14 protein-coding genes are annotated in these 23,980 nt (G+C 75.3%); 3 read left to right on the top strand and 11 right to left on the bottom strand.

What is annotated here, in order from left to right:
* Positions 1 to 21: 21 nt before the first annotated feature.
* From ACH4PY_RS14415 to ACH4PY_RS14430, 4 genes are all read right to left on the bottom strand, one after another.
* Positions 22 to 1,089 (bottom strand): glycosyltransferase family 2 protein, encoded by a 1,068-nt coding sequence (locus ACH4PY_RS14415; protein ID WP_398180960.1) that lies wholly within the window; start codon positions 1,087 to 1,089, stop codon positions 22 to 24.
* Entirely contained in the window at positions 1,086 to 2,000 is a 915-nt protein-coding gene (locus tag ACH4PY_RS14420) for a glycosyltransferase family 2 protein (protein WP_398180963.1), read from the bottom strand. The genes ACH4PY_RS14415 and ACH4PY_RS14420 overlap by 4 nt, the downstream gene beginning before the upstream one ends.
* Positions 1,997 to 2,398: a DUF2304 domain-containing protein gene (locus ACH4PY_RS14425; protein WP_398180966.1), complete on the bottom strand. Its 402-nt coding sequence runs from the start codon at positions 2,396 to 2,398 to the stop codon at positions 1,997 to 1,999. Before ACH4PY_RS14425 ends, ACH4PY_RS14420 begins: the two co-directional genes overlap by 4 nt.
* 127 nt (positions 2,399 to 2,525) lie before the next feature.
* Positions 2,526 to 6,482 (bottom strand): CDP-glycerol glycerophosphotransferase family protein, encoded by a 3,957-nt coding sequence (locus ACH4PY_RS14430; protein ID WP_398180969.1) that lies wholly within the window; start codon positions 6,480 to 6,482, stop codon positions 2,526 to 2,528.
* A 187-nt stretch (positions 6,483 to 6,669) separates the two neighbouring features.
* Between ACH4PY_RS14430 and ACH4PY_RS14435 the strand changes: the two genes are divergently transcribed.
* A complete protein-coding gene (locus ACH4PY_RS14435; RefSeq protein WP_398180971.1) occupies positions 6,670 to 8,916 on the top strand; it encodes a CDP-glycerol glycerophosphotransferase family protein in 2,247 nt (748 codons plus the stop codon).
* 243 nt (positions 8,917 to 9,159) lie between these two features.
* Here the strand turns inward: ACH4PY_RS14435 and ACH4PY_RS14440 are convergent, their stop codons facing one another.
* The 6 genes from ACH4PY_RS14440 to ACH4PY_RS14465 form a co-directional block, all read right to left on the bottom strand.
* On the bottom strand, positions 9,160 to 11,400 hold the full coding sequence (locus ACH4PY_RS14440; protein ID WP_398180974.1) for a CDP-glycerol glycerophosphotransferase family protein: 2,241 nt from the start codon (positions 11,398 to 11,400) through the stop codon (positions 9,160 to 9,162).
* 107 nt (positions 11,401 to 11,507) lie between these two features.
* Positions 11,508 to 12,458 (bottom strand): class I SAM-dependent methyltransferase, encoded by a 951-nt coding sequence (locus tag ACH4PY_RS14445; protein WP_398180977.1) that lies wholly within the window; start codon positions 12,456 to 12,458, stop codon positions 11,508 to 11,510.
* A 111-nt stretch (positions 12,459 to 12,569) separates the two neighbouring features.
* Positions 12,570 to 13,499, bottom strand: a complete 930-nt coding sequence (locus tag ACH4PY_RS14450) for a carbohydrate ABC transporter permease (RefSeq protein WP_398180980.1) — start codon at positions 13,497 to 13,499, stop codon at positions 12,570 to 12,572.
* Complete coding sequence (locus tag ACH4PY_RS14455; RefSeq protein ID WP_398182097.1) at positions 13,496 to 14,776, bottom strand: carbohydrate ABC transporter permease; 1,281 nt, start codon at positions 14,774 to 14,776, stop codon at positions 13,496 to 13,498. The genes ACH4PY_RS14450 and ACH4PY_RS14455 overlap by 4 nt, the downstream gene beginning before the upstream one ends.
* Positions 14,777 to 14,883: 107 nt before the next feature.
* A complete protein-coding gene (locus ACH4PY_RS14460) occupies positions 14,884 to 16,296 on the bottom strand; it encodes an ABC transporter substrate-binding protein (protein ID WP_398180983.1) in 1,413 nt (470 codons plus the stop codon).
* A gap of 295 nt (positions 16,297 to 16,591) precedes the next feature.
* Positions 16,592 to 19,600 (bottom strand): FtsK/SpoIIIE domain-containing protein, encoded by a 3,009-nt coding sequence (locus tag ACH4PY_RS14465; protein ID WP_398180986.1) that lies wholly within the window; start codon positions 19,598 to 19,600, stop codon positions 16,592 to 16,594.
* A gap of 956 nt (positions 19,601 to 20,556) precedes the next feature.
* Between ACH4PY_RS14465 and ACH4PY_RS14470 the strand changes: the two genes are divergently transcribed.
* Positions 20,557 to 22,392 (top strand): serine/threonine-protein kinase, encoded by a 1,836-nt coding sequence (locus ACH4PY_RS14470; RefSeq protein ID WP_398180989.1) that lies wholly within the window; start codon positions 20,557 to 20,559, stop codon positions 22,390 to 22,392.
* Here ACH4PY_RS14470 and ACH4PY_RS14475 read toward each other — a convergent pair.
* Positions 22,379 to 22,942, bottom strand: a complete 564-nt coding sequence (locus ACH4PY_RS14475) for an NADPH-dependent FMN reductase (RefSeq protein ID WP_398180991.1) — start codon at positions 22,940 to 22,942, stop codon at positions 22,379 to 22,381. The two genes, ACH4PY_RS14470 and ACH4PY_RS14475, sit on opposite strands and share 14 nt — an antisense overlap.
* Positions 22,943 to 23,046: 104 nt before the next feature.
* Here ACH4PY_RS14475 and ACH4PY_RS14480 point away from each other — a divergent pair, with 104 nt between their 5' ends.
* The gene (locus ACH4PY_RS14480; RefSeq protein WP_398180994.1) at positions 23,047 to 23,937 is read left to right on the top strand and encodes a LysR family transcriptional regulator; all 891 of its coding nucleotides are present in this window, start codon (positions 23,047 to 23,049) and stop codon (positions 23,935 to 23,937) included.
* The last annotated feature ends 43 nt before the right edge of the window (positions 23,938 to 23,980 follow it).

Raw genomic sequence — 23,980 nt, forward strand, 5'->3', positions numbered from 1 at the left:
GGGTCTTTCACGCCTTTCACGTCACAGCTGGTACGGCCGGGATGGCCGAGGGGAGTCCGGCGGCCCGTCGGCGTCCCGCCCACCGGGCCGGGCCGCCTGGGCCGCCTCCGGTACGGGCCCGGTCCCGCCGGGGTCCGCGCCGGGTGCCCCCGGCGCACGGACCGGCGGGGCCCCCGGCCACGGGGCCCGGCGCGGGGCGAAGGCGTGCCGCAGCAGGGCCTGCGCCGCCGGGCGGGAGGACACGGCGGCGGGCAGCAGCGTCAGGGCGTGCAGCCGGGAGGACCAGTGGCGGCGGGCCGCGCGGGCGGCGCGCGGCCACCCGTGGGCGAGCAGCCGCGCGCAGGCGCCGAGGAAGAAGTCGCGGGCCTCGTCGAAGCGGGCGCCGGTCGCGGCCTGCGCGGCGGACGCGCTCTGCGCGTGCCGCCGGTAGCGGAAGCAGATCTCCGGGTCGGTGGCCAGCCGCCCGCCGTCCAGCAGCAGGTCGAGGACGACGGCCAGGTCCTGGATCACGCCCAGGTCGGCACGGAAGGGGTGGCGGCGCAGCGCGTCGGTGCGCCAGCACACGGAGGGGAAGTAGAGCCAGTTGCCGCGCAGCAGCGACACCGCCAGGTCCTCGCCGCCGAGCAGCGCGGGGGCCCGGCGCACCCGGCCGGGCGCGTACAGCCGCTTCTTCGCGGTGTCGGTGAGAGTGCGGCAGGGCCGTCCGTCGGCGTCCACGACCTGCACGCCCGGCTGCACCATGACGGCGCCGGGGGAGCGGCGCAGCGCGCGCCGCACGGTCTGCAGGTAGCCGGGCAGCATCAGGTCGTCGCAGCCCATGAGCACGACGTAGGGTGCGCGGGCCAGTTCGACGCAGCGGTTGAAGTTGCCGGTCACCCCGAGGTTCTCGGGGTTGCGCAGGTAGTGCACGCGCGGGTCGTCGAGCCCGGCGAACCACTCCGGCACGCCCGGCTCGCGCCCGTCGTCCACGACGGTGAGCCGCCAGTCGTCCCCGTCCTGCGCCTGCACGCTGCGCACCGCCGCCCGGAGCAGGGCGACGTCCCCGTAGTACGGGATCGTCACGTCGAACCGCACGCCGCCGCCGCTCACCGGTGGGCCCCCGGGGTGTGCGGCATACGGGGCAGGTCGGCGCGGGTCGGGGCGGGTACCCGGCGGGTCAGCGCGAGCAGCAGCACCAGGCCGGTGCGGGCGAGGTAGACCAGGGCGCGGCCCGCGGACTGGCTGGGCGCGCCCGCCGCGCGCGGCCGCATCGCGACCGGCACCTGGCACACGTGGTAGCCGCGGCGCAGCGCCCCCACCATGCTCTCGACGGTGTCGCCCAGGTATTCGGCCGGGTACCAGCGGGCGAAGAAGGCGATGAGGTCGCCGTTGCAGGCCCGGAAGCCGGACGTGGAGTCGGTCAGCCGGGTGCCGGCGAGCGCGGACAGCACGAGCGACAGCAGCCGCATCGTCCAGCGCCGCGGCCCGCGCACCTGGTAGTCGCCGACGCCCGCGAAGCGCGCGCCGACCGCGAGGTCCGCGGTGTCCAGGGCGGCCAGCAGCGCGGGCACGTACGCGGGGTCGTGCTGGCCGTCGGCATCGACCTGCACGGCGGCGTCGTAGCCGTGGTCGAGGGCGTAGCGGTAGCCGGTGCGCATCGCGCCGCCGACGCCCAGGTTGTACGGCAGCCGCGCCACCATGGCGCCCGCGGTGCGGGCGGTGGCCGCGGTGAGGTCGGTCGAGCCGTCGTCGACGACCAGGACGTCCGCCCACGGCACCGCGGTCCGCAGCTCCTTGAGGACGGCGGCGAGCCCCGCGGCCTCGTTCCACGCGGGCACGATGACCAGCACCCGGCGCGTCCCGCCCGGTGTGCGGGAGGCGGCCGGGGCGGTGCCCGGCGCGGTGGCCGTCCCCGCGCCCGCCGCCGGGTCCGCCGTGCCCGAGGCCGTGTCCGTGCGCGCGGCGCCGCCCGTTCCGGCGCCGAGACCGGCGCCCGCGTCGAATCCCGCTCCCGACCTCATCCGGAGCGCTCCGGGCGCTGCGCGGCCGTGGGGGCGGGCGCGGGGGAGGGGGCCGGGCCCGGGTCGGGGGCGTCGATCTCCGTCCTGAGCAGGGCGATCTCCTCGGCCAGCGTCCTGGTCTTCTCCTCCAGGCGGCTGGACTCCCAGCTCAGGTGCAGGCAGACCAGGAGCAGCAGCACGATGCCCGCGAAGAGCACCAGGCTGACGCCCGACTTGATGCCGACGCTGCCCGCGACGGAGTCCAGCATCCACGGGAAGAGCCCGAGCGGGACGACCGCGGAGCCGACCGCGAGCCACAGGGCCGCGTACTTCTCCTTGAGCTGGTGGCGGCGCAGCAGCTCCAGGATGCAGGCCAGCAGGGCCAGTCCGGTGAGCGAGGTGATCACGGACAGCTGCACGGTGACGGCCTCCAGGAATCGCAGGGGTGCCGGGGTGCGTGGGGCATGAGAGACCAGGGGGGGTGAGGGAGGGGAGGGGGGTCGGCGGGGCGCGGGCCGCGGGGCGGGGCCGTTCCGCCCCGCCTCATCAGATCCGCGGCCCGCGCAGAATCAAGTCCGCCACGCGGGCGGCGGCGCCGCCGTCGTCCAGATGGCAGAAGGCGGCACGGAAGGCGTCGTACGCGGCCCCGTACGGCCCGACCGCGGCGGCCGGGTCGCGCAGCGCGGCGATCAGCTCCGCGGTGTCCGACAGCAGCGGGCCGGGGGCCTGCGCCTCGAAGTCGAAGGTGAAGCCGCGCAGGGTGTCCCGGACGTGCGCGAGGTCCGGGGCGAGCAGCAGGACCGGGCGGCCGGTCACCGCGAAGTCCGCGAGCAGCGAGGCGTAGTCGGTGACCAGCACGTCGGCGGCGAGCAGCAGCTCGGCCAGGTCCTGGTGGCCGGACACGTCCCGGACGAAGCCGGTGCCGTCCGGCGCGGCGGGCACGGTGTCGGCGACGCGCGGGTGGGCGCGCACCAGCAGCACGTGCGTGTCGCCGAGTTCGGCCTCCAGCGCCGCGAGGTCGGCGGCCAGGTGCAGCCGCTGGTGCCCGGCGTCGTAGGCCTCGTCGTCGCGGACGGTCGGCGCGTACAGCACGACCGTGCGGCCCGGCGGCAGGGCGAGCCGGGCACGCACCTCCTCGGCGACCTTCTCCCGGTCCTCGCCGCTGAGCAGGTCGGTGCGCGGCAGCCCGGTCTCGGCGGTCTCGCCGTGGAAGTCCAGCGCGCGCCGCAGCACGGGCGTGCTCTGCGCGTTCGGCGAGAGCAGCAGGCTCCACTGGTCGCCGCGCCGCGGCTGCGGCCACATGTGGGTGAGGTCCGCGCACAGCGTGCCGGCCAGGTCCTGGCCGAAACGCTTGACCGGGCTGCCGTGCCAGGTCTGCACGACGTGCTGCCCGTCGCGGCGGCGGAAGAAGGCGGGCAGATGGGTGTTGGTGACGACGCAGCGGCTGCGCGCCAGCGCCTCGTACCAGTCGTGACTGCCGATCACCACCGCGCGCGCGGCCGCCGGTACGGGCACACCGCGGTCGGCGACCGCCCACACGTGCTCCATCGCCACCCCGCGGCGCACCAGCTCGCCGTGCACGGCGCGCGGCGAGTCGTCGCAGCGGCGGCCGTCGAAGCTGCTGTAGAGGACGGTCTCGGTCAGCTCGCGGCGCAGCAGCACGGGGTAGCGGCGCTCGCGCAGCATCCGCTGCCGGTACGGGCCCCGGTCGTCGGCCGGTACGGGGTCGCCCGCGGCGACGAACAGGTGGTCGTGGAAGCGCCGGTCGACGGTCACCGGGCGGGCGCCCTCGGCCTCCGGTCGCGCCAGCGGCAGCGCGGGCATCGCGGCGGGCGCGATCCGTACGGGGGTGTCCCGGCCGTCCGCGCGCAGGTGCAGGTACCAGCGCCCGGCGTGCGGAAGGGCGCCGACGTCCACGGACGCGGCGAACCGGGCGCCGCCCTCCTCCCTCCTGACGCCGACACCCGTCTCGGCGCCGTACGTGCCGTGCCGCAGCACGAGCCGCACGGATTCCGCGGCCGACTGCGCGGCGGGGTCGGCGGCCCGCGGTTCGGCGGCGGTCCCGGCCACGGCAGCCGGTTCGGCGGCGGGCTGCGGTACGGCCCCGGGCTCGGCGACGGGTTCCGCGGGCTCGCCGGGTGCGGCGGCCTCGCCGGTACGGCCGGGTCCGGCTGCTGCGGCGTCCTCGTCCGTGTGTCCGGGTTCGGCGCCGGGCGCGGCTGCTCCGGCCGGTTCGGCGGCGGGCTCCGTACCCTCGGCAGGTCCGGCGTCCGCGTCCGTACGCCCGGGTTCGGCCCCGTCCGCCTGCGCGGCCCCGTCCGCCTGCGCGGCCTCGTCCGCCTCTGCGACCTCTTCCGCCGGGCCGGGCTCGGCGGCCTCCGTTCCCGTGCCCTCGGCCACCGGGGCCGGCTGCCGCCGCGGGGTCAGGGAGGACGGGAGGTCGCCCTCGACCAGGAGGTGGCCGTCCGGGGTCAGGGTCACGTGGTCCGCGACGGCGTGCGGGATGCGGTCGCGCAGGACGAGGTTGCCGGCGGCCGTGCCCTCCACGGTCAGTTCGCGGGGCACCGGGCCGTCCGCGCCGCGGTCGTCGGCGGGCAGCGGATAGTGGCCGGGGGGGAGGGGGCGGTCGAGGGCGACGCGGGCGGTGCCGCCGTCGGGGAAGACGAGGTCGGCGGTCCAGGTCGCGGTCGTCTCCGGCGCGACCTCCTTGGGCAGCCCGGTGAGGTCGGGCCGCGCGCGGCCCAGCCGGGCGAGCGGCACCTCGGCGGTCAGCGGTGTCCAGCCGCCCGACGCCTCGCCCGGCGCCAGCCGGACGTCGAGCACGGAGCCGGCGGCCTGCTGGGCGAGCCGCAGCGAGACCGGCAGGGTGCCGTCGCGGACGTCGAGCGCGAGCCGCAGCGCCGTGCCGTCGGGGCTCTCCCGGTGGCCGGTGAGGCGGCGGGTGACGGGTTCGACGGACAGGTGCAGCCGGCCGTCCTTGTACCAGGGCACGAGGCGGATGTCGTCGGTGAGCGGGAAGGGCACGGGGGAGGATCCGGCGCCGGTCTCGGCGGCGCGCAGCGCGGCGGGGCGCACGCCCGCGGCGCCCGCGAGCACCACGCCGATCCGCCACTGCCCGGCCTTCCACTGCCCCTGGTCGCGCAGCCGCGCGGGGTCGACGGTGATCTCGAAGCCGGACCAGTCGTAGCAGTGGCGTTCCTGACGCTGCTCGTCGGTGACGTCCTGCGTCCGGACCGTGCGCAGCGGCAGCAGCAGGCGGCGCCGCCCGCAGGTGGCCACCGCGGTGGTGAACTGGGTGTGGCGGCCGCGGGCGTCGGCGTTGCGGACGTAGGCGTAGCCGCTGAGCACCAGTTTGCCGTCGCGCCACCGCAGGTCGCGCAGCCGGGCGACGACGGGCAGGTCGGAGCGGCCGACGGCGGTCGCGGCGCGGGACAGCGGCACGGGTGTGCCGTCCGGTCGCGGCAAGGCGGCGCGCTTGCGCAGCGGCGGGCCCGCGAGGTCGAAGACGGTGCGGCCGCCGTGCTGTTCGTGGGCGAGGACGTCGAGCAGGTCGTCGAGCCGGCCCTCGCGGATCAGCTCCCAGCGCAGCCGCAGTTCGACGGGCAGACCGGGGAAGAGGCCGGGGTCGACCCGGCTGAGGTAGTCGGCCGCGCGGTCCATGAAGACCCGGCGGTAGTCGGGGCCCGCCATCGGCAGCGCCTCGATGAAGTAGAGCAGGTCGTCGGTGAGGACGGAGCGGTCGTAGTCGCGCTTGTACCTGCTCCAGCGGGTGTTGGCGGGGTCGGCGAGGAAGCGCGAGACGCCGTCGACGGCGGCGATGCGGTCGGTGACGCCCTTGACGTCGGTGCGCCGCCGGGTGATCGAGCCCTCCCGGATGCGCCAGTAGTACACGTGCTCGTGGGAGACGTCGACGGCCTCGGCGAGGAAGTGCGCGGGGATCGTCACGGGTGTGTCCTCGTAGAGGACGCCCTCGGGGAAGGCGAGCTGGTGCCGGTTCCAGAAGTCGCGGCGGAAGACCTTGTTCCAGGCCACGCGGTCCGACAGCAGGCCCAGGTCGCGGGTGATGTGGGTGCGGCTGACGGTCTTCGTCATGCCGCGGTGCTGCCAGGCCTGGCTGCGCCCGGCGGCGGTGAGCCGGTAGACGTTGCCGGTCGCGAAGTCCGAGCCGGAGCGGTCCAGCAGCGCGGTGAGCCGGTCGTACGCGTACGGCGGGAGGACGTCGTCGCTGTCGGCGAAGGTCAGGTACTCGGTGTCCGGGTGGGCGTGCCGGGCGCCGGTGTTGCGGGCGTGGCCGAGCCCGCCGTTGGCCTGGGAGACCAGGCGGAAGCGGGAGTCGCCCGCGGCGAACGCGCGGGCGATGTCCGCACTGGCGTCCGTGGACCCGTCGTCGACCATCACCACGTCGAGGGCGGCCAGCGACTGCGCGGCGATCGACCGCAGGCACTCCTCCAGGTACTGCTCGACGTTGTAGACGGGCACGACGACGGTCAGGCGGGGCGTCATGGGACGGCAACGCTCCTTTCAGTGGCGGCGGCAGACCATGCCGTGTGGTTCAACTCGCCGCGCCCTGAGCGGTCACCGTAGGTAGGCCGAACGAGCGACACGACCCCGCGGATCGACACACGGTGTCCGTGTGATTACCCTCGGAAGCTACCCCGTGCCGGAAACCGCCGATCTGTCCAGGATGGTCATGCCACGCTTCAGCGTCGTCGTCCCCGCCCACCGAGCGCAGGGCTTCCTGCGCGTCTGCGCCGAGTCCGTGCTCGGCCAGTCCTACGGCGACCTCGAACTGGTCGCCGTCGACGACGCCTCGCCCGACGCGTCCGGCGCGGTCGCCGCCGACCTCGCGGCCGCCGACCCGCGGGTCCGCCCGGTCCGGCTCGACGTCCACCGCGGCACGGGGCTCGCCCGGGACGCCGGAGCCGCCCACGCCACCGGCGACTACCTGCTCTTCCTCGACGCCGACGACGTCATGACCCCCGGCACCCTCGCCGCCCTCGACGCCCGCCTGACCCGCACCGGCAACCCCGACGTGCTGCTCTTCGACCACGAGCGCTTCACCGTGTGGGAGAACGTCCAGGAGAGCGGCGACGGCGACTTCCTGGCCGCCGCCGGGGAGCGCGTCTTCACCGCCGCCGAACGCCCCGGCTGCCTCGGCTGCCACCCCGCCGCCTGGAACCGCGCGGTGCGCCGCGACCACTGGACGGCGCACGGCTTCGCGTTCGGCGACGCCCCCTACGCCGACATCGCCGTCGCCGCCCGCGTGCTGACCGCCGCCGAAAAGATCGCGTGCCTGGACCGGGTGTGCGTCCGGTGGCGCAAGCGCCGCTCCGGCAGCCTCACCACCACCCGCGGCCCCCACCACCTGGCCGTACTCGACCGCTACGACGAACTGTTCGCCGAGATCACCGACGGGCCGCAGCGCGCCGCGCTCTACGGGCAGATGGCCGCGCAGCTCATGGCCGTCGGCGAGGACCGGCTCACCCCCGACGCCACACCCGACTTCGTCCGCCGCGCCGGGCGGCTGCTCACCGCGCACCGCCCCGCCGGATGGACCGCGCCCGAACCCGCCGAGGCCCGCTGGGTACGGGCCGCCGGCAGCGGCTCCTACCCGCGCTACCGCGCCGCCATGGCTCTGCGCACCCTCGCCGCAGGCGCCGTCCGGCGGCTGCGCGCCCAGCGGCACGGCCTGGCCCGCGCGGCCTACCAGCGCTACTACCGGATGCGGCTGCGCCGCCCGATCGACCCGAACCTGGTCGTCTACGCCGCCTACTGGAACCGCGGTGTCGCCTGCAACCCCGCCGCCATCGCCCGCAAGGCCGCGGAGATCGCCCCGCACCTGCGCGCCGTGTGGGTCGTCACCAAGCGCGACCGGGACGCGCTGCCGCCCGGCACCGACCACGTCGTCGTCAACACCCGCCGCTACTGGGACGTCCTCGCGCGCGCCCGCTACCTCGTCAACAACGCGAACTTCACCGGGACCGTCGTCAAACGCCCCGGCCAGACGTACGTCCAGACCCACCACGGCACACCGCTCAAGCACATGGGCATGGACCTGCGGGCCCGGCCCGCCGTCGGCAAGGGCATGAGCTTTGGGCGGCTGCTCGACCACGCCGACCAGTGGGACTACTCGCTCGTCGCCAACCAGCACTCCGCGGAGGTCTTCGACCGCGTCTACCCCAGCGGCTACACCACGCTGCCCAGCGGATACCCGCGCAACGACGTCTTCTACGCGGCGGGCGCCGAGCAGGTACGGGCCGCGCGGCAGGCCCTCGGCATCGCCGACGGCACGGTCGCGATCCTCTACGCGCCCACCCACCGCGACTACCAGCGCGACTTCGTGCTGCCGCTCGACCTCGGACGGCTCGCCCGCGAACTCGGCCCCGGCCACACGCTGCTGGTGCGCGCCCACTACTTCTACGGCGAGAGCCCCGAACTGGAGGCGCTGCACGCGGCCGGGGCGATCGTGGACGTCTCCGCCCACCCCAGCGTGGAGGAGCTGTGCCTCGCCTCCGACGCGCTCGTCACCGACTTCTCCTCGCTGATGTTCGACTACGCGAACCTGGACCGGCCGATCGTCGTCCACGCGGCCGACTGGGAGGCGTACCGGGCCGCGCGGGGCGTCTACTTCGACCTGCTGTCCGGCAGGCCCGGCGAGACGCCGGGCGCTGTCGCGCGGGACGAGGCATCGCTCGCGGAAGCTTTCCGCTCCGGGGCGTACCGCGGGGAGGCCGCGGCTGCTCTGCGGGCGGCGTTCCGTACGCGCTTCTGCGCGTACGACGACGGGCTCGCGGCGGAGCGCGTCGTCCGCCGCGTGTTCCTCTCCGAGGAAGGGCTGCTTCCCTACCGGCCGCTGGGGGACCGGCGTCCGGCGCCGGCGCCCGTGCTCGCGCCCGCTCCCGAGGAGACCTCGGCCCCTGCGGTGCCGGCGCCCTGACGCTCCGGGCTGCCCCGTGCGGTGGTCCGCGCGACCTTCCCCCCGGTGGTGGGCTGGTCGCGCAGTTTCCCACGCCCCTGGTGGGTGCCCTCGCTGCGCAGGGTGAGCGTTTTTGGGGGCGCGGGGAACTGCGCGCTCAGCCCCCACCGGGGGAAGGCGACATGCCACGCCAAGTGGCAATCACCCAGGGGCGCGTGGGGCCACCTCCCGGGCGAAGCCCGACCGCAAGGTCCGGAGCGGAGCTCAGGGGGCTGGGCGGACGGCCCCGCGGGCCGGCGCCGGGGGCAGGCCCGGGACAGGGGTGCGGTCGGGGAGGGGGACGACCGCGGGGAGGCCGCCCTCCTGGGAGAGGAAGACGCGGCGGACGACGCGCTCGGCCGCGTGTCCGTCGTCGTAGGGGCAGAAGCGTGCCCGGAAGGCCGCCCGCAGGGCGGCCGCGCGGGTGCCGGACCAGGAGCCGGTCGCGAGGATGTCGGTCAGCTCGTCCTGGGTGCGGGCGACGGGCCCGGGCGGCGTGGCGGTGACGTCGAAGTACACGCCCCGGGTGGCCCGGTAGGTCTCCCAGTCGGGGACGTGCAGCACGATCGGCCGGTCCAGCCCGGCGTAGTCGAACATCAGGGACGAGTAGTCGGTGATGAGCCCGTCGGAGGCGAGGCACACCTCCTCCGCGCAAGGGTGCGCGCTGACGTCGATGACGCGGGGGTGGGCCGCGGGCGGGGCGGCGTCCGGCGTGTGGAAGTAGTGCGCGCGCATCAGCAGGACGACGGAGGGGCCGAGTTCCTCGGCGAGCCGGGGCAGGTCGAGCAGGGGCCGGAAGCCGCGTTCGTAGTCGCGGTGGGTGGGGGCGTAGAGGAGGGCGGTCGCGGTGCGCGGGATGCCGAAGCGGTCGCGCAGCGCGAGGACGTCCTCGGGGGTGGCCCGGTGGAAGACGTCGGTGCGCGGCTGCCCGTACTCCAGACAGGTGAAGGCCGCGGGGTAGGCGCGCTCCCACACCAGGCTGGAGTGGCGGCTCGCGGAGACGCTGTAGTCCCAGCGGTCGACGTGCCGCAGCATGCGTTCGAAGTCCGTGCCGCGGGCGGCGGCCGGGTGCGCCATCAGGTCGATGCCCATGTGCTTGAGCGGGGTGCCGTGGTGGGTCTGGACGTTGACCTGGCCGGGGCGCTTGGCGTAGCGGCGGTGCAGGTTGACGTTGCTGACCAGGTAGGACGCGCGGGCCAGGGCCTTCCAGCAGGCGGCCGAGCCGGGTTCGAGGCGCTGGACACCGCGGGGGAGGGTGTGCGCGTGGGCCTCGGTGGTGATCCAGGCCGTCCGCATGTGCGGGGCCAGTTCGCGTACGGCGGCCTCGATCGCGGCGGGGTTGCAGGCGTAACCGCGGTCCCAGTAGGCGGAGAAGACGGCGAGGCCGGGGTCGAGCGGGCGGCGCCGCTGGAAGCGGTAGTACGCGTGCAGGGCGGCCTCGCGGGCCCGCCGCCGCAGCACACCGGCCTGCCGGGCGGCGCGCAGCCGCAGCCGGTGCAGCCCGCCGAGGGCGGAGAAGGTGCGGCGGGCGCCGAGCGCGATGAGCAGGTAGCGCACCCCGCTGCGGCGGCCGGGGGCGATGCGGAAGTCCTCCGGGCGCAGCTTGCGGTACTGGGCGCGGCAGCGGCGGAAGAACTCCGGGCGGGAGGAGGGGGGCAGCCGGTCGGGCAGGGTGAAGACGGTCGAGAGGTGGTCGAGCATCCGGCGGAAGAGCACCCCGCGCCACTGCTCCAGCGCGAGGTCGGCGTCGATCAGGGCGAAGAGCAGGTCGTACTGCTTGAAGATCTCGAAGTGCCGGCGGCTGGTGGTGCGCAGGATGCCGCGGCGGCGGCGCTGCCGGTAGTGGACGCACACCTGGTCGAGCAGGGCGATGCTGCGCGCGGTCATCAGCGCCGGGTACGTCCAGGGGGTGTCCTCGTAGTAGCCGGTGGGGAAGAGCAGGCCGGTGCGGGTGAGGAAGTCGCGGCGGTAGGCCTTGTTCCAGGCGACCATGATGAGCCGCAGCAGTTCGGGGCGCTCGGCGAGGGTGAAGACCTGCGGGTCGGTCTGTGCGAGCAGCGCCGCGAACTGGTTGCGCTCGGCCCGGCCGTTCCAGTACGTGCGCACGTAGTCGAAGACCAGCAGGTCGGGGTGGCCGGTGGCGTCGATACGGGCGGCGACGGCGGCGAGCGCGCCGGGCGCGTAGGTGTCGTCGCTGTCGAGGAAGAGGACGTACTCGCCGGTGGCGCGGGCGAGACCGGCGTTGCGGGCGGGGCCGAGGCCGACGTTCTCCGGCAGGTGCAGCACGGTGACGCGGGGGTCGCGCGCGGCGTAGGTGTCGGCGATCTCTCCGCTGCCGTCCGGCGAGCAGTCGTCCACCACGATGACCTCGATGTCGCCGTAGGACTGGCCGAGCACGGAGTCCAGGCAGGCGTGCAGATAGGCCTGCACGTGGTAGACGGGCACGATGACGCTGAAGCGGGGCACAGCAGCACATCCAGGTTCGGCACGGGGGCAGGGACGCTTACGCCGCATACGCGAGGAATGCGGCGTGTGACGCTATATATCCTGCGAACGCGCGGCCGCCCCGGTGGTTACGCCTGGTGGCGCAGCGCCGCCCTAAGCCTTACGAAGCCTTGGGACACGAACGGCGGCAGCACGGCGAGCGCGAACCGCCGCAGCGGCGACCGCCGCCGTACCGCCATCTGCGCGGCCGGCGGCTGCGGCACCTCCACGGCCGGCTCGGCGGGCGGCTCGGGCGGCCGGTGCCGGGAGACCGGGTGCGCGGGCGGTACGACGGCCTTGCCGCCCTTGACCCGCACCAGCGTCCCGCCGCCCACCGTCTCGCTGCCGTGCCACAGGTCGTCACGGCCGGCCAGGAAGGCCAGCAGCGCCTCGCGCACCGGTGCCGGGTCGCCCCAGGTGCCGTAGAGCTTGGTGCCGGTCACGCACACCGGGTTGAGGCCGCCGGTGGCGACCGCCTCCCAGACCGCGGCGGCCACCCCCGGGCAGTGCTCGGAGCGGTAGTCGTCGAGGGCCACGACGCCGTGCGGGTGCAGCAGGGCGCGGGCGCTGTCGATGTCGCCGCGCACGTGCTCGTACAGGTGCGAGCCGTCGATGTGCGCGAAGCGGCAGCTGGCCGCGGCCACCCGGTCGGGCACGAGCGAGGACAGGCCCTGGACGACGGTCGGCAGGGCGTCGTGGAAGGACAGGTAATTTGCCTCGAACGAGCGACGGGTGAGCGTCGCGTAGGAGTACCGCATCTCCGCGGAGTTGGCGTCGTCCTGCGCCGGGGAATCGAACAGGTCGCAGACGGTGAAGGTCTCGCCGTCGCGCAGGTAACCGCCCAGGAAGATCGCGCTCTTGCCCATGTAGGCGCCGATCTCCAGCAGGTCGCCGGGTTCGGTCAGCTCCTGCTGCCGGGTCAGGAACCAGTCGAAGAGCACCTGGTCGGCGGGGAAGAACCAGCCCTTGACCTCGTCCAGCGAGGTGGGCGCGGGCAGCTGCTCGCCGGCCGGTCCGGCGGCGGCGGGGGAGAGCGTCATGACGATCCGTTCGAACGGGCGGCGGCCCCCGGCGGGGGCTGCTCCGGGCTGCGGGGGGCGTCAGTGTAGACGTCCCCCGCTGCCCGGAATGCCCGGTCGTTCCCGGCCGGCTCACTTCACGGCGCCGGCCATGACCCCGTTGACGAACTGCCGCTGGAAGGCGAAGAAGACCGCCAGCGGGATGACCATCGACACGAAGGCGCCGGGCGCCAGGATGTCGATGTTGTTGCCGAACTGCCGCACCTGCTGCTGCAGCGCCACCGTGATGGGCTGCGAGTCGCTGTCCGCGAAGATCAGCGCGACCAGCATGTCGTTCCACACCCACAGGAACTGGAAGATGCCCAGCGACGCGATGGCCGGGCCGCCCAGCGGCAGCACCACCCGCAGGAAGAGCCGCAGTTCGCCCGCGCCGTCCAGCCGTGCGGCCTCCAGCAGCTCACGCGGGATCTCCGCGAAGAAGTTCCGCAGCAGGAAGATCGCGAACGGCAGCCCGAAGGCGGTGTGGAAGAGCACCACCCCGGAGATGTCGCCGAAGATCCCGATGTCGCCGAACAGCTTCGCCACCGGGATGAGCGCCACCTGCACCGGCACCACGAGCATCGCCACCACCGCGATGAACCACCAGTCGCGGCCGGGGAAGTCCATCCAGGCGAAGGCGTAGCCGGCCAGCGCGCCGATCACCACGACCAGCAGCGTGGCCGGGACGGTGATCAGCGCGGTGTTCACCAGCGAGTCGGTGACGGCGTGGTTGTCCAGCAGTGTGCGGTAGTTGGTCACCGTCAGCTGCGAGGGGGAGGTGAAGACCTTCCACCAGCCGCTCGCCGCGATGTCGGTCGGGGTGCGCAGGCTGGACAGCAGCAGGCCCACCGTCGGCAGCAGCCAGAACAGGCCCACCACCAGCAGCACGATCCGCGTCAGTCCGCCGCTCGCCAGCTCCGCCAGCCGCGCCCCGAGCCGTCGGCCCGGCTTCTCGGCGGGCCGCGCCGCGCGGGCCGGTTCCACCGCGGCTCCCGCGGATCCCGCGGCCTGGTCCGCGCTCATCGGCGCCCCTCCTTCCGCAGCCGCCGGATGTTGAAGATCATCACCGGCAGCACCAGCAGCAGCAGGATCACGCCGATCGCGCTGCCCACGCCCTGGTTGTTGCCGCCGCCGAAGGACGACAGGTACAGCTGGAGGGCGAGCACGTTGGCGTCCTGCTGGCTGTCGCCGGGCGCGATGATGTAGACGAGGTCGAAGATCTTCAGGACGTTGATCATCAGCGTCACGGTGACGACCACCAGCACCGGCGCCAGCAGCGGCACCGTGATCCGGCGGAAGACCTGCCACTCGTTGGCGCCGTCCACCCGGGCCTGCTCCAGCAGCTCGCGCGGCATCCCGGCCAGACCCGCCGCGATGAGCACCATCGCGAAACCGGCCCACATCCAGATGTACGACGCGATGATCGACGGTGTCACCAGGCTCGGGCCGAGCCAGTTGATGCCCTCGTACTTGCCGGAGAAGTTCGACCCGGGCAGCCGCAACTGCGCGCCGACCGCGTCCGCGGGCAGCTCGTACGTCCCGTCCTTGCCGGTCTTCGCCGACGCGACGACCTTGCCGTCCTTGACCGCCTGCACCTTCACGCCCGACAGCGCCTTCTCACCCGGGTCGATCTTCCCCGGGGTGCCCGTGCCGCCGGGCCGGAAGTCCAGCCACACCGTGCCGGTGACCGCGCCCTGCTTCGCCGCCGCGGGCCTGGCGTCCCGCGCGCCCGAGGGCACCTTGTTCTGCGGGATGCCGACGAGCGGCAGATCCGCCGGGGCGCCTGCGGCCGCCTTCGCCTGCGACGTGAACGAGCCGCCCGCGGACGGCTTCAGGTCGCTGTTCGGCCGCGGTCTCGCGCCCGGGTAGGCCGCCGAGTCGCTGAAGGTGTCGTGGACCGCCACCACCACCGCGTTGGCCACACCCTGGTGCGGGTCCTGCTCGTACACCAGCCGGAAGATGATCCCCGCGGCCAGCATCGAGATCGCCATCGGCATGAAGACGACGAGCTTGAACGCCGTGCCCCAGCTCACCTTCTCCGTCAGCACCGCGAAGACCAGCCCGAGCGCGGTCGCCACGGTCGGCGCGACCAGCACCCACACGACGTTGTTGCGCACCGCCGTGAGGATGCCGTGGTCGCTGAAGACCGTGCCGAAGTTCTTCAGCCCCACGAAGGCGCTGTCGTCCGCGTCGTACAGGCTGCGCTTGACCGTGTAGACGATCGGGTACGCCACCAGCGCACCCAGCAGCACCAGCGCGGGCAGCAGGAAGAGCGCCGCCACCCACGGCCGGGTCGTCATCACACTGCGCCGGGGCCCCTTGGCGGGCCCCGGCGGGGGCGGGACGGCGGCGGCACCGCCGCCGCCCGCCCCCGCGGTGGCGTCCGCCACCGATGCCGGGGCCACCCTCAGCCCCCGTAGGCCTTGGCGGCGTCCGCCTCCAGCTTGGCCTGCGCGCCCGCGATGTCCGACGGGTTGGCGAGGAAGTCCTGGAGGTCCTTCCACTCGCCCTGGCCCTTCGTGCCGCCGAAGGCCGCCGGCGCCTGGTCCGACATGTCGAAGCGGAAGTCGTCGCCCGCGCCGATCAGCGAGGTGGCGATGTTGCGCTGCACGTCGTCCGGGTACGCCGCCATGTCCAGGTTCTTGTTCGGCGACAGGTAACCGCCGCCCTGCGCCCAGATCTTGGCCGCGTCCGGCGAGGCGATGAAGGTCAGCAGCGCCTGCGCCGCCGGGGTGTCCTTCAGCGCCACCGCCACGTCACCGCCGCTGACGACCGGCGCCTTGCCGCTGCCGACCGCCGGGAAGGCGAACTCCTTGGCGTCCGTGCCGACCTTCGCCTTGGTGTTGCCCGAGATGAACGCCGAGACGAAGTCCGCCTCGTAGACCATCGCGGCGGCCGGCGGGTTGCCGGTGAAGGTCTGCGTCACCGACTTCGGGAAGTCCGTCGCCAGCGCGCCCTTCGTGCCGCCCGCGATCAGGTCCTTCTTGCCGAACAGCTGCGCCAGTGTGGTCAGCGCGTCCTTGACGGACGGGTCCGTCCACTTGATCTTGTGCGCGGCCAGCTGGTCGTACTTGTCCGGACCGGCCTGCGACAGATAGACGTTCTCGAACCAGTCGGTGAGCGTCCAGCCGTCCGCACCGCCGATCGACACCGGCGCGGTGCCCGAGTCGAAGACCGTCTCCGCCGTCTTCAGGAAGTCGGCCCAGGTCTTCGGCTCCGTCGCACCCGCGTTGCTGAAGGCGGAGGTGTTGTACCAGATCATCGACTTGTTGGACACCTTGGCGTAAATGCCGTACTGGGTGCCCTTCCAGGCGCCGAGATCCTGCCAGCCCTGGGAGAAGTTCTTCTGCAGCTCGGCCTTGGCCTGCGCGCCCAGCGGCTTGAGCCAGCCCTTGTCGGCGAACTGGTGCAGCACGCCGTTCTGCGCGAGGAACGCGACGTCCGGCGGGGCACCGCCCTGGATCTTCGCGCCCAGGAAGGTCGACTGGCTGTCACCCGTCGGCACGAACGTGCTCTTCGCGCCGGTGCGCTTGTCGAACTCGTCCAGCACCTTCTGGAAGTTCTTCTGCTCCGGACCCGTCCAGACCGCGGCCACCTCCAGCTTCTGGCCGTGCAGATCCGGCAGTTGCAGCGCGTCGCCCGCGGCGCTGCTCGAACTCGCGCCGGAGCTGGGCGCGTTCTTCTTGTCCCCGTCGTCCTTCTTGCTGCCGCCGCACGCCGCGGCCGTCAGCGCGAGGGCGGACGCCACCGCTGTCGCCACCGCTATGCGCGTAGCGCGCCGGAAAGCGGTTCTCTGCGGCTTGCCCTTTAACGTGTGCATCTCGCATCCCCTCAGTCCCGTGGCGTCCTGTCCTACGCCCGGTGAACTTCCCCCGGCAAGGCCGCGAACGCCGCGCCCGCGGTGCTGTGACCACTCCGTGATCTTGGCGCAAACACGTTGGGGGTTACGGGGGTTGACGCTCCCGTCTGCCCCGCGCGGTGCGTCGCGCGATCTTCCGCCGGTGGGTGGCTGGTCGCGCAGTTCCCCGCGCTCCCTCCGCCACGGGCCGGCCCGCACGACGCGTGCCGCAAGAGGCAGCCCGGAGTGCACGGGGGCGCGAAAGACCGCGTGGAGGTCAGGAGGAGAGCGGGGCGGCCTCCGAGGCGCGCTGCAACGCGCTGGCGAGGAGCGCGAGGTCCGTGGGCCCGTTCCCCAGCTCGCGGACCTGCCGCCGCGCCGGCGGATCCCCCATCCGCTCCCACTCGACCGTCACCACCGTGGGCCGCAGCGTCGCCGTCCGGGGAATGCGCCCGCTGACCCGCCCGGCCTGGAAGGCCGTCACCGCCCCGCCCGGACGGCGGAGATAGCCCCGCCCGGGCACCGCCTCGTCGAGCCCCGCCGCGTCCTCGACGCCCACCAGGAGCGCCGCGGACTCCGGATCCGCGCTCCGCAGCGCGATCCGCAGCGGCGCCCGCTCGTCCGCGTCCGTGCCCGCGGTCCGCTCGGGCCGCCCGGTCGCGGCGACGAGGTGGACGCCGAGCCGTTCGCCCTCCCGGGCCACCGCCTCGACCGCGCGCACGACGCTGCCCGCCGCGGGCCGCCCGGGGCTGCCGAGCGCGGGCGCGACCAGCGCGTCCAGGTCGTCGACGAGCAGGACGATCCGCGGCATCGACGGCGCCTCGGGCGGCTGCTCCGCGTCCGCGGGCCGCCCGCCCTGGTGCGGGACGCTCGCGGTGACGACCTGCTCGGCGTGCCACGCCGCGAACGTCTGCTCCCCGAGCACCGCGGCCCGCCGCTTCAGCTCCGCGCCCAGCGCCTGCGCGAACTCCCGCATCCGCACCGGGTCGGTCGCCACCAGGTGCTCGGTGACGTGCGGCAGGTCCGCGCACGCGGCGAGGCCCTCGCCGCGTTCCTGGCCGCCGCCGTCCAGCAGGACGAGCGCCAGCCGTTCGGGCCGCTCGCCCGCGGCGAGCGCGGCCGCGACCGACCGCAGCAGCTCCGTCTTGCCCGCGCCGGGCGCGCCTCCGACGAGCAGGTGCGGTCCCTCCGCCACGAGGTCGACGGCGACCCGGCCGCCGCCCGCCCCGGCCCCGCCGCCCGCGCCGAGGACCGCGCTCGCGGCCGGTACGGCGGGGTGCGCGGCCGCCCAGCGCGCGGCGATCTTCGCGGGGGTGGCGAGCGCGAGGTCCAGCTCGTCCAGCAGTCGTACGGCCGCGGGCAGCGCGTGCCGCGACCCGGCGCCGTACGACTCCGCGTCGGCCTCCCGCAGCGGGGCCAGCGCGCGGGCGAAGTGCTCGGCCCAGGCGGCGGACACCGCGTCCAGCACGATCTCGTCGGCCTCGTCTTCCGTGCCGTCGGCGTCCGCCGGGCCGCCGCCGCCCGCGGGCTCGACCCGCAGCGTCGTCGCGACGTCCCCGGACAGCCGGGCGACCACACCGGTGTCCACCGCGGGCCGCTCGCCCGGCTCGGCCAGGCACAGCACGTGCACCCCGGCCGCGGGCCCGGCGACCGCGATACGGGCGACCGTCTCGCGCAGCGCGGCCGAGCCGGGGTCGCCGTCGACGACCAGCAGCGTGTACGTCCCGGTGCCGCTGCCCGTACCGCCGGGGGTGTCCGTCGCGTCCGCCGGGCCCGCGGGGGCCGCAGCGCCCGCAGCGCCCGCTTCGAGCCTGCGGACCAGCTCCGCCGTCCGCGCCTGGGCCTGCTCGCGGTCGAAGGCGAGCAGCAGCCGGCAGTCCTGGCCGTGGGCCGGGCGCACATGGGGGAGCCAGTTCAGCCACGCCCACTCCTCCGCCCGCTGGTCGGCGGGGCGGGCGCGGTCGGCGCTGAGCAGCACGATCTCCAGCGTGCCGGGGGCGTGCAGGGCGCACAGCTGGGCGAGCACCGCGCGGGCCAGCCCGGACAGCCGCGGGCGCGGACCGGCGAGGGTCAGCGCGGCGGACCGCGGTTCGCGCAAGCTCACGGCGAAGGGGACGCCCGCGGGCTGCCGCGGGCCGTAACCGGTCGTGCCGAGCCGTACGGCCAGCGCGTCCGGATGGCCGGGGCCGCGCTCCCACAGACGGCGGCCCGGCCCGAGGGCCGTCAGCAGCACCGCCGCCGGATCCGGCCACCGCTCCCGCAGCGCCGCCGCCTCCGCCCCGGCGTACGCCTCGGCGCCCTCCGCGCGCCCCGCGCCCTGGAGTCTGCGCCGGGCCCACGCGCCTATCGAGCCGACGACCCCGCCGCGCCCGGTGCCCACCCCGGGCCGCCGGGCCTGGCCGGTGTCCCGGCGCCCGTACCCCGCGGCTTCTTCCGCTTCTTCCGCGCCCGCGGGCCGGGCGCGCGGAGGAGCACCGTACGCCGGGGGGCCGGCGGGCGGCGGGGGCGCGGCGGCCGGCTGGAGCGTGCCGTGGCCGTACGCGGTCGGCCCGGGGACGTACGCCGCGGGCTCCGCCTCCGGCTTCGGCTCCGGTCCCGCGTCCCGCCGGCTCACCCGCAGGTGGCCCTCGCCGTCCGGGGCGGCCGGCAGCGGGTGCGGGGCCGGGGCACCCGGCGGGTCGAGGCGCAGCGTGGACTCGCCGAGCTGCAGCAGCGCGCCCGGCGGCAGCGGCACCGGCTGCGGGCCGACGGGCCGCCCGTCCAGCGTCGTGCCGTTCGTGGAGCCCAGATCGGCGACGACCGGCGTGCCGTCCGGGCCGAAAGCCACCTCGCAGTGCAGCCGCGAGACGTCCGGGTCGTCCAGCGGGACGTCCGCCTCCGCGGACCGGCCGATCGTCGCCCGCCCGCCCGGCAGCAGATGCACACCGCCCGCGTCCGGGCCGCCGACCACCAGCAGCCGCGCCGCACCGGCCGCGGGGCTCCCGTACTCCCCGAAGCTGCCGTACGGCCCCGGGTCGTGCGGGCCCGCGGGCGCGTGCAGGGCCAGGACCGCGCCGTCCACGAGGGGCGGCACGCCCAGCACCGCGGTCGGCGGTACGCGCTCCTGCCCCGCGAAGAGGGCCACCGAGGACCCGGCGGAGCGGCCCGGCTGCCCGGACCCCGCCGCGGAGGCGAGCGCGCCCGCGACCGAGCCCAGCACGGTGCCCGCGGGCGCCGTCACGAGCACGTCGCTGCCGCGGGCTGCCCGGCCGCTGCGCGGCCCGAGGACGGTCAGCCGGATCTGCATCTCGTCCGCGGTCCCTTCTGCCCGGGGCGTACGGCGGGGCGGACGTCCCTCCCCCGGCCGCGCGCACGGGCGCGTTGGCGTTGCACTGGCACTGCACTGGTACGGAGCCGCACCGACCGCGTACCGGAACGGGCGGCTCCCGGCGGAACGCGGGCACATGCACGGCGGGGCGCCGTGACCCGCCTGCCCCGCCGGGCCGTACGGGTGCATCCTCCCACCCGCCGCGGACATCGCGCCGCCGGTACCGGCACTCGCGATCTTGCCCGTGGCTGCGCTGGGCTATACGTGTGGGCGGGCGGTGCCCTGGGCGGCCTGTGCGCTTCGGGGTGCCCCCGGGGCTGCTTTGCGCGATCGTCTCGCCGTGGGTGGTTGCTCGCGCCGTTCTCCCCCAGAGCTTCGCCTGGGAGGTACCCCCACGCGCCCCTGGTTGTTGCCCGGCGGGGCATCGCGCGTCTTGTCCGGTGGGTGGGTCGGGTGCCGCCACGGGGCACCTCCTCGGAATGCGCCTTCACCCTCCCCCGTAGCCGCTGAGCCCCTCCCAGCGCATTCCTGCGGGGGCACCCCGCACCGTCCCCCTCCAGGCCGGTCTGGCGGCCACCTGCCGGTGGGGGTGATGCGCGCGGGGTGACGGCACCCGTTTTTCGGGGGCGCGGAGGCGCCGGGCACGGGTGCCCAGGTGGGCACCCGTTTTTCAGGGGCGCGGGGAACTGCGCGACCAGCCACGACGGCGGGGAGGTCGCGACGCCCGCCGCAGCAGGCAGCCCGGGGCGCAAAGGGGCGCGGGGGACCCCCGGCGGGGGAGGGGCGCAACCGGTGGGGGGTTGGGGGCGTCCTACCCGGGGATTCGGCGTTGCCGCCCACCCCACCCCGCGCCGCACGGCACTACGCTTGGCCGGAACCGGGCATCGGGCACCGGGAGGAAGCGCCCGGTCACTACGCAGCAGGGAGCGCATGACGTGCGGCCGGTAGGCAGCAAATACCTCCTGGAGGAGCCGCTCGGGCGCGGAGCCACGGGCACCGTGTGGCGTGCCCGGGTGCGCGGCGCCGCGGAGGGCGGGGACGGCTCGGACGCGCCGCCCGCGGCGGAGGGGCTCGCGCCCGGGGCGACGGTGGCGGTGAAGGTCCTCAAGGAGGAGCTGGCCGGCGATCCCGACGTGGTGATGCGTTTCCTGCGCGAGCGCAGCGTCCTGCTGCGGCTGCGGCACCCGCACATCGTGCGGGTCCGTGATCTCGTCGTCGAGGGTGATCTGCTCGCCCTGGTGATGGATCTCGTGGACGGCCCGGATCTGCACCGCTACCTGCGGGAGAACGGTCCCTTCACGCCGGTCGCGGCCTCGCTGCTCACCGCGGCGGTCGCGGACGCGCTCGCCGCGAGCCACGCGGACGGCATCGTCCACCGCGATCTGAAGCCCGCGAACGTGCTGCTTGCCACCCTCGTCGACAGGGACGGCAACGAGCGCATGCACCCGATGCTGACGGACTTCGGCATCGCGCGGCTGGCCGACTCCCCGGGGGTGACCCGGACGCACGAGTTCGTGGGCACGCCCGCGTACGTGGCGCCCGAGTCGGCGCAGGGCCGTCCGCAGACGTCGGCGGTGGACGTCTACGGCGCGGGCATCCTGCTGTACGAGCTGGTCACGGGTCGGGCGCCCTTCCAGGGCGAGAGCGCGATCGAGGTGCTCCAAGCGCATCTGCGGCAGCAGCCGCAGCGGCCCGGCAACATTCCCGAGCCGCTGTGGACGGTCATCGAGCGCTGCATGCGCAAGGAGCCCGCGCAGCGGCCGAGCGCGGAGACGCTGGCCCGCGCGCTGCGGGTCGTCGCGGCGGGTGTGGGTGTGCACGCGACGCCCGCCGCCGCGGAGGCCGCGCTGGGTGTGGGGGCCATGCTCGTACCCGACGAGGCGCCGACGCTGCCGCGCGGCGCCAACCTCGCGGCCGCGGCGGGGGCGGCCGGTCCGGACGCCGATCCGACGCAGGTGCTGCCGTCGGGGTCGGGCGGCGGGCAGCAGTACGACCCGTCGGCCGCCACCAGCGTCCTCCCGCCGACCGGCGACGGCACCCGCGTGCTGCCGCCCGTCCCGGACGCGGGTCCGCCGCAGCCGCAGGGCCCGCATCCGTGGGAGTCGCAGCTCAACGCGGCCCGGCAGCGCAACGACCAGACCGAGGCGCACTACCTGCCGCCCGAGATGGACCCGCTCTTCCGCCGCCCGCGCCGCCAGCCCGCCCGCCCCGCACAGGGCCAGGGACAGGGCCAGAACCAGGGCCAGGGGTACGGCTATCCGCAGCAGCAGCAGCAGCAGGGCGGGCAGGGGCAGGGCTACGGCTACCCGCAGCAGCACCAGCCCCAGCAACAGCAGCCGCGCTACCAGCAGCCCCCGCAGCAGCAGGCGTACGACCAGCGGCGCTACGAGCAGCAGCCGCAGCGGTACGAGCCGCCGCAGCAGCAGCGCCCGCAGGCGCCGGAGCGCGAACCGCGGCGGCGCGGCGCCAACCCGGTCAAGATCCCGGGTCTGGGGTGCCTGAAGGGCTGCCTCGTGGTGATCCTGGTGCTCGTCGCGCTGTTCGTGCTGGTCTGGTACACCACGCCGCTGCCCGACTGGTTCAACACCACGCGCAACCTGTGGGACGCGTCGTCGGACTGGCTCAAGTCGGCCTGGCACACCATCTCGTCCATCACCGGCGACTCCGGCGGCGGCAACGGCACGGGCACGCCCACGCCGGGCATCAACGGCACCCCCGGGATCGACGGCGACCGGCTGAAGGACCTCGGCAACGGGCTCACCGGCGGCTGATCCGCGGGGTGTGCCGGGCGACATGGGCGACGGTCGCGGTGAGGAAGGCGCGCAGCACCTCCTCGGTCTCCGGCGAGGTGCTCCCGTCCGCCGCGATCAGGTCCGGCGTCCACCGCAGGCACGTCTCGGGGGCGCCGAGCACCACCGTGCCGCAGTAGCCGAGCACCGCCCGCAGCTGGGCCTGCGCGACGGCCGTACCGGCGGAGCCGAGGGCCGCGCCGACGAGCGCGACCGGCTTGCCCGTCCAGGAGTTGTCGCCCCACGGGCGGGAGGCGTAGTCGACGGCGTTCTTCAGCACCCCGGGGACGCCCCGGTTGTGCTCGGGGCTGACGACGATCACCCCGTCGGCCGTCTCGACGGCCTTCTTCAGCGCGAGCGCCGCCTCGGGGAAGGCCGCGTCGTCGTCCTGGTTGTAGAGCGGCAGTCCGGCGATCGGGATCTCGTTCATGGTCACCTCAGGGGGTGCCAGCCGGGTCAGCGCGCGGGCCACGCGCCGGTTCACGGAGTGCCGGGAGAGGCTGCCGACGAGGTAGCCGAGGGTGAGGGTCATGCGGTGCTCCTGGAGGGGTCCGGCGGGCGGGTCGTGACCACCGTCGCGGACGGCCGCACCTCGGCAGAAGACCGGTCCTGCGCATGGACTCATACACTGCGCGCATGAATACCGACGCCGTGGACGTCCGCGACCTGCGGGTGTTCACCGCCGTCGCCGCGTGCGGCAGTTTCAGCGCCGCCGCGCGGGAGCTGGGCACCACGCAGCCGTCGGTGTCGCGGGCGGTGGCGCGGCTGGAGGCGGCCGTCGGCGTGCCGCTGGTGGTCAGGACGACCCGGCGGCTGAGCCTCACCGACGCCGGTACGGTCCTGCTGCGCGAGGCCCGGCAGGCCCTGGACCAGCTGGCGGCCGCCGTGACGCTGGCGCGCCGGGCCGCGCGCGGACCCGGGCGGCTGACCGTCGCCGTCAAGCCCGACGGGGACGCCGGGCTGCTGGCCACCGCGCTGCCGGGCCTGGAGGCGCTGCTCGGCGACCGGGTCGACCTGGTCCTGGCCGAGACCCCCGAGCTGGCCCCCGCGGTGCGGACCGGCCGCGCCGACGCCTGCCTGGTCGCGGGCCCGGTCGATCTGACGGGCCTGGACCACGACCTCGTCCTGAGCGAGCCCCGGCTGGCCGTCCTGCCCGCCGCGCACCGGTTCGCCGGGCGCGACCGGCTGGAGCGGGCGGAGCTGGACGGCGAACCGGTCGTCCGGTGGCCCCGGCTGCCGCGCCCGCTGGACCGCTTCTACCAGGGCCTCGTCGGCGACGAACCGCCGCGGACGGTCCCGGCGCCCGACGCCGGCGACCTCGCCGAGGCGCTGCGGCTGGTCGAGCTCGGGCGCGGCGTCACCTTCCTGCCGGTGAGCGTCGTCCGCCGCTTCGCCGCGCGCGCCGTCCGTACCGTCGCGGTCGGCGGCCTCCCGCCGAGCGAACTGCGCCTCGCCTGGCGGGCCGTCAGCCGCGATCCGGCCGTCTCCCGGCTCATCGACCACATCCACGCCACGGCGGCCTCGTGACGGCCCGCGGCGCCCGTACGGAAGGCCAGTGAGGGGATTTGTC

The sequence above is a fragment of the Streptomyces sp. NPDC021224 genome, assembly GCF_044332905.1.
Taxonomy (GTDB): domain Bacteria; phylum Actinomycetota; class Actinomycetes; order Streptomycetales; family Streptomycetaceae; genus Actinacidiphila.

Excerpts from the sequence above, each read along its gene's own strand:
- ACH4PY_RS14445 (WP_398180977.1), bottom strand. The coding sequence starts at position 12,458 with ATGACGCTCTCCCCCGCCGCCGCCGGACCGGCCGGCGAGCAGCTGCCC.
- ACH4PY_RS14430 (WP_398180969.1), bottom strand. The coding sequence starts at position 6,482 with ATGACGCCCCGCCTGACCGTCGTCGTGCCCGTCTACAACGTCGAGCAG.
- ACH4PY_RS14460 (WP_398180983.1), bottom strand. The coding sequence starts at position 16,296 with ATGCACACGTTAAAGGGCAAGCCGCAGAGAACCGCTTTCCGGCGCGCT.
- ACH4PY_RS14435 (WP_398180971.1), top strand. The coding sequence starts at position 6,670 with ATGCCACGCTTCAGCGTCGTCGTCCCCGCCCACCGAGCGCAGGGCTTC.
- ACH4PY_RS14475 (WP_398180991.1), bottom strand. The coding sequence starts at position 22,942 with ATGACCCTCACCCTCGGCTACCTCGTCGGCAGCCTCTCCCGGCACTCC.
- ACH4PY_RS14455 (WP_398182097.1), bottom strand. The coding sequence starts at position 14,776 with ATGACGACCCGGCCGTGGGTGGCGGCGCTCTTCCTGCTGCCCGCGCTG.
- ACH4PY_RS14420 (WP_398180963.1), bottom strand. The coding sequence starts at position 2,000 with ATGAGGTCGGGAGCGGGATTCGACGCGGGCGCCGGTCTCGGCGCCGGA.
- ACH4PY_RS14465 (WP_398180986.1), bottom strand. The coding sequence starts at position 19,600 with ATGCAGATCCGGCTGACCGTCCTCGGGCCGCGCAGCGGCCGGGCAGCC.
- ACH4PY_RS14450 (WP_398180980.1), bottom strand. The coding sequence starts at position 13,499 with ATGAGCGCGGACCAGGCCGCGGGATCCGCGGGAGCCGCGGTGGAACCG.
- ACH4PY_RS14480 (WP_398180994.1), top strand. The coding sequence starts at position 23,047 with ATGAATACCGACGCCGTGGACGTCCGCGACCTGCGGGTGTTCACCGCC.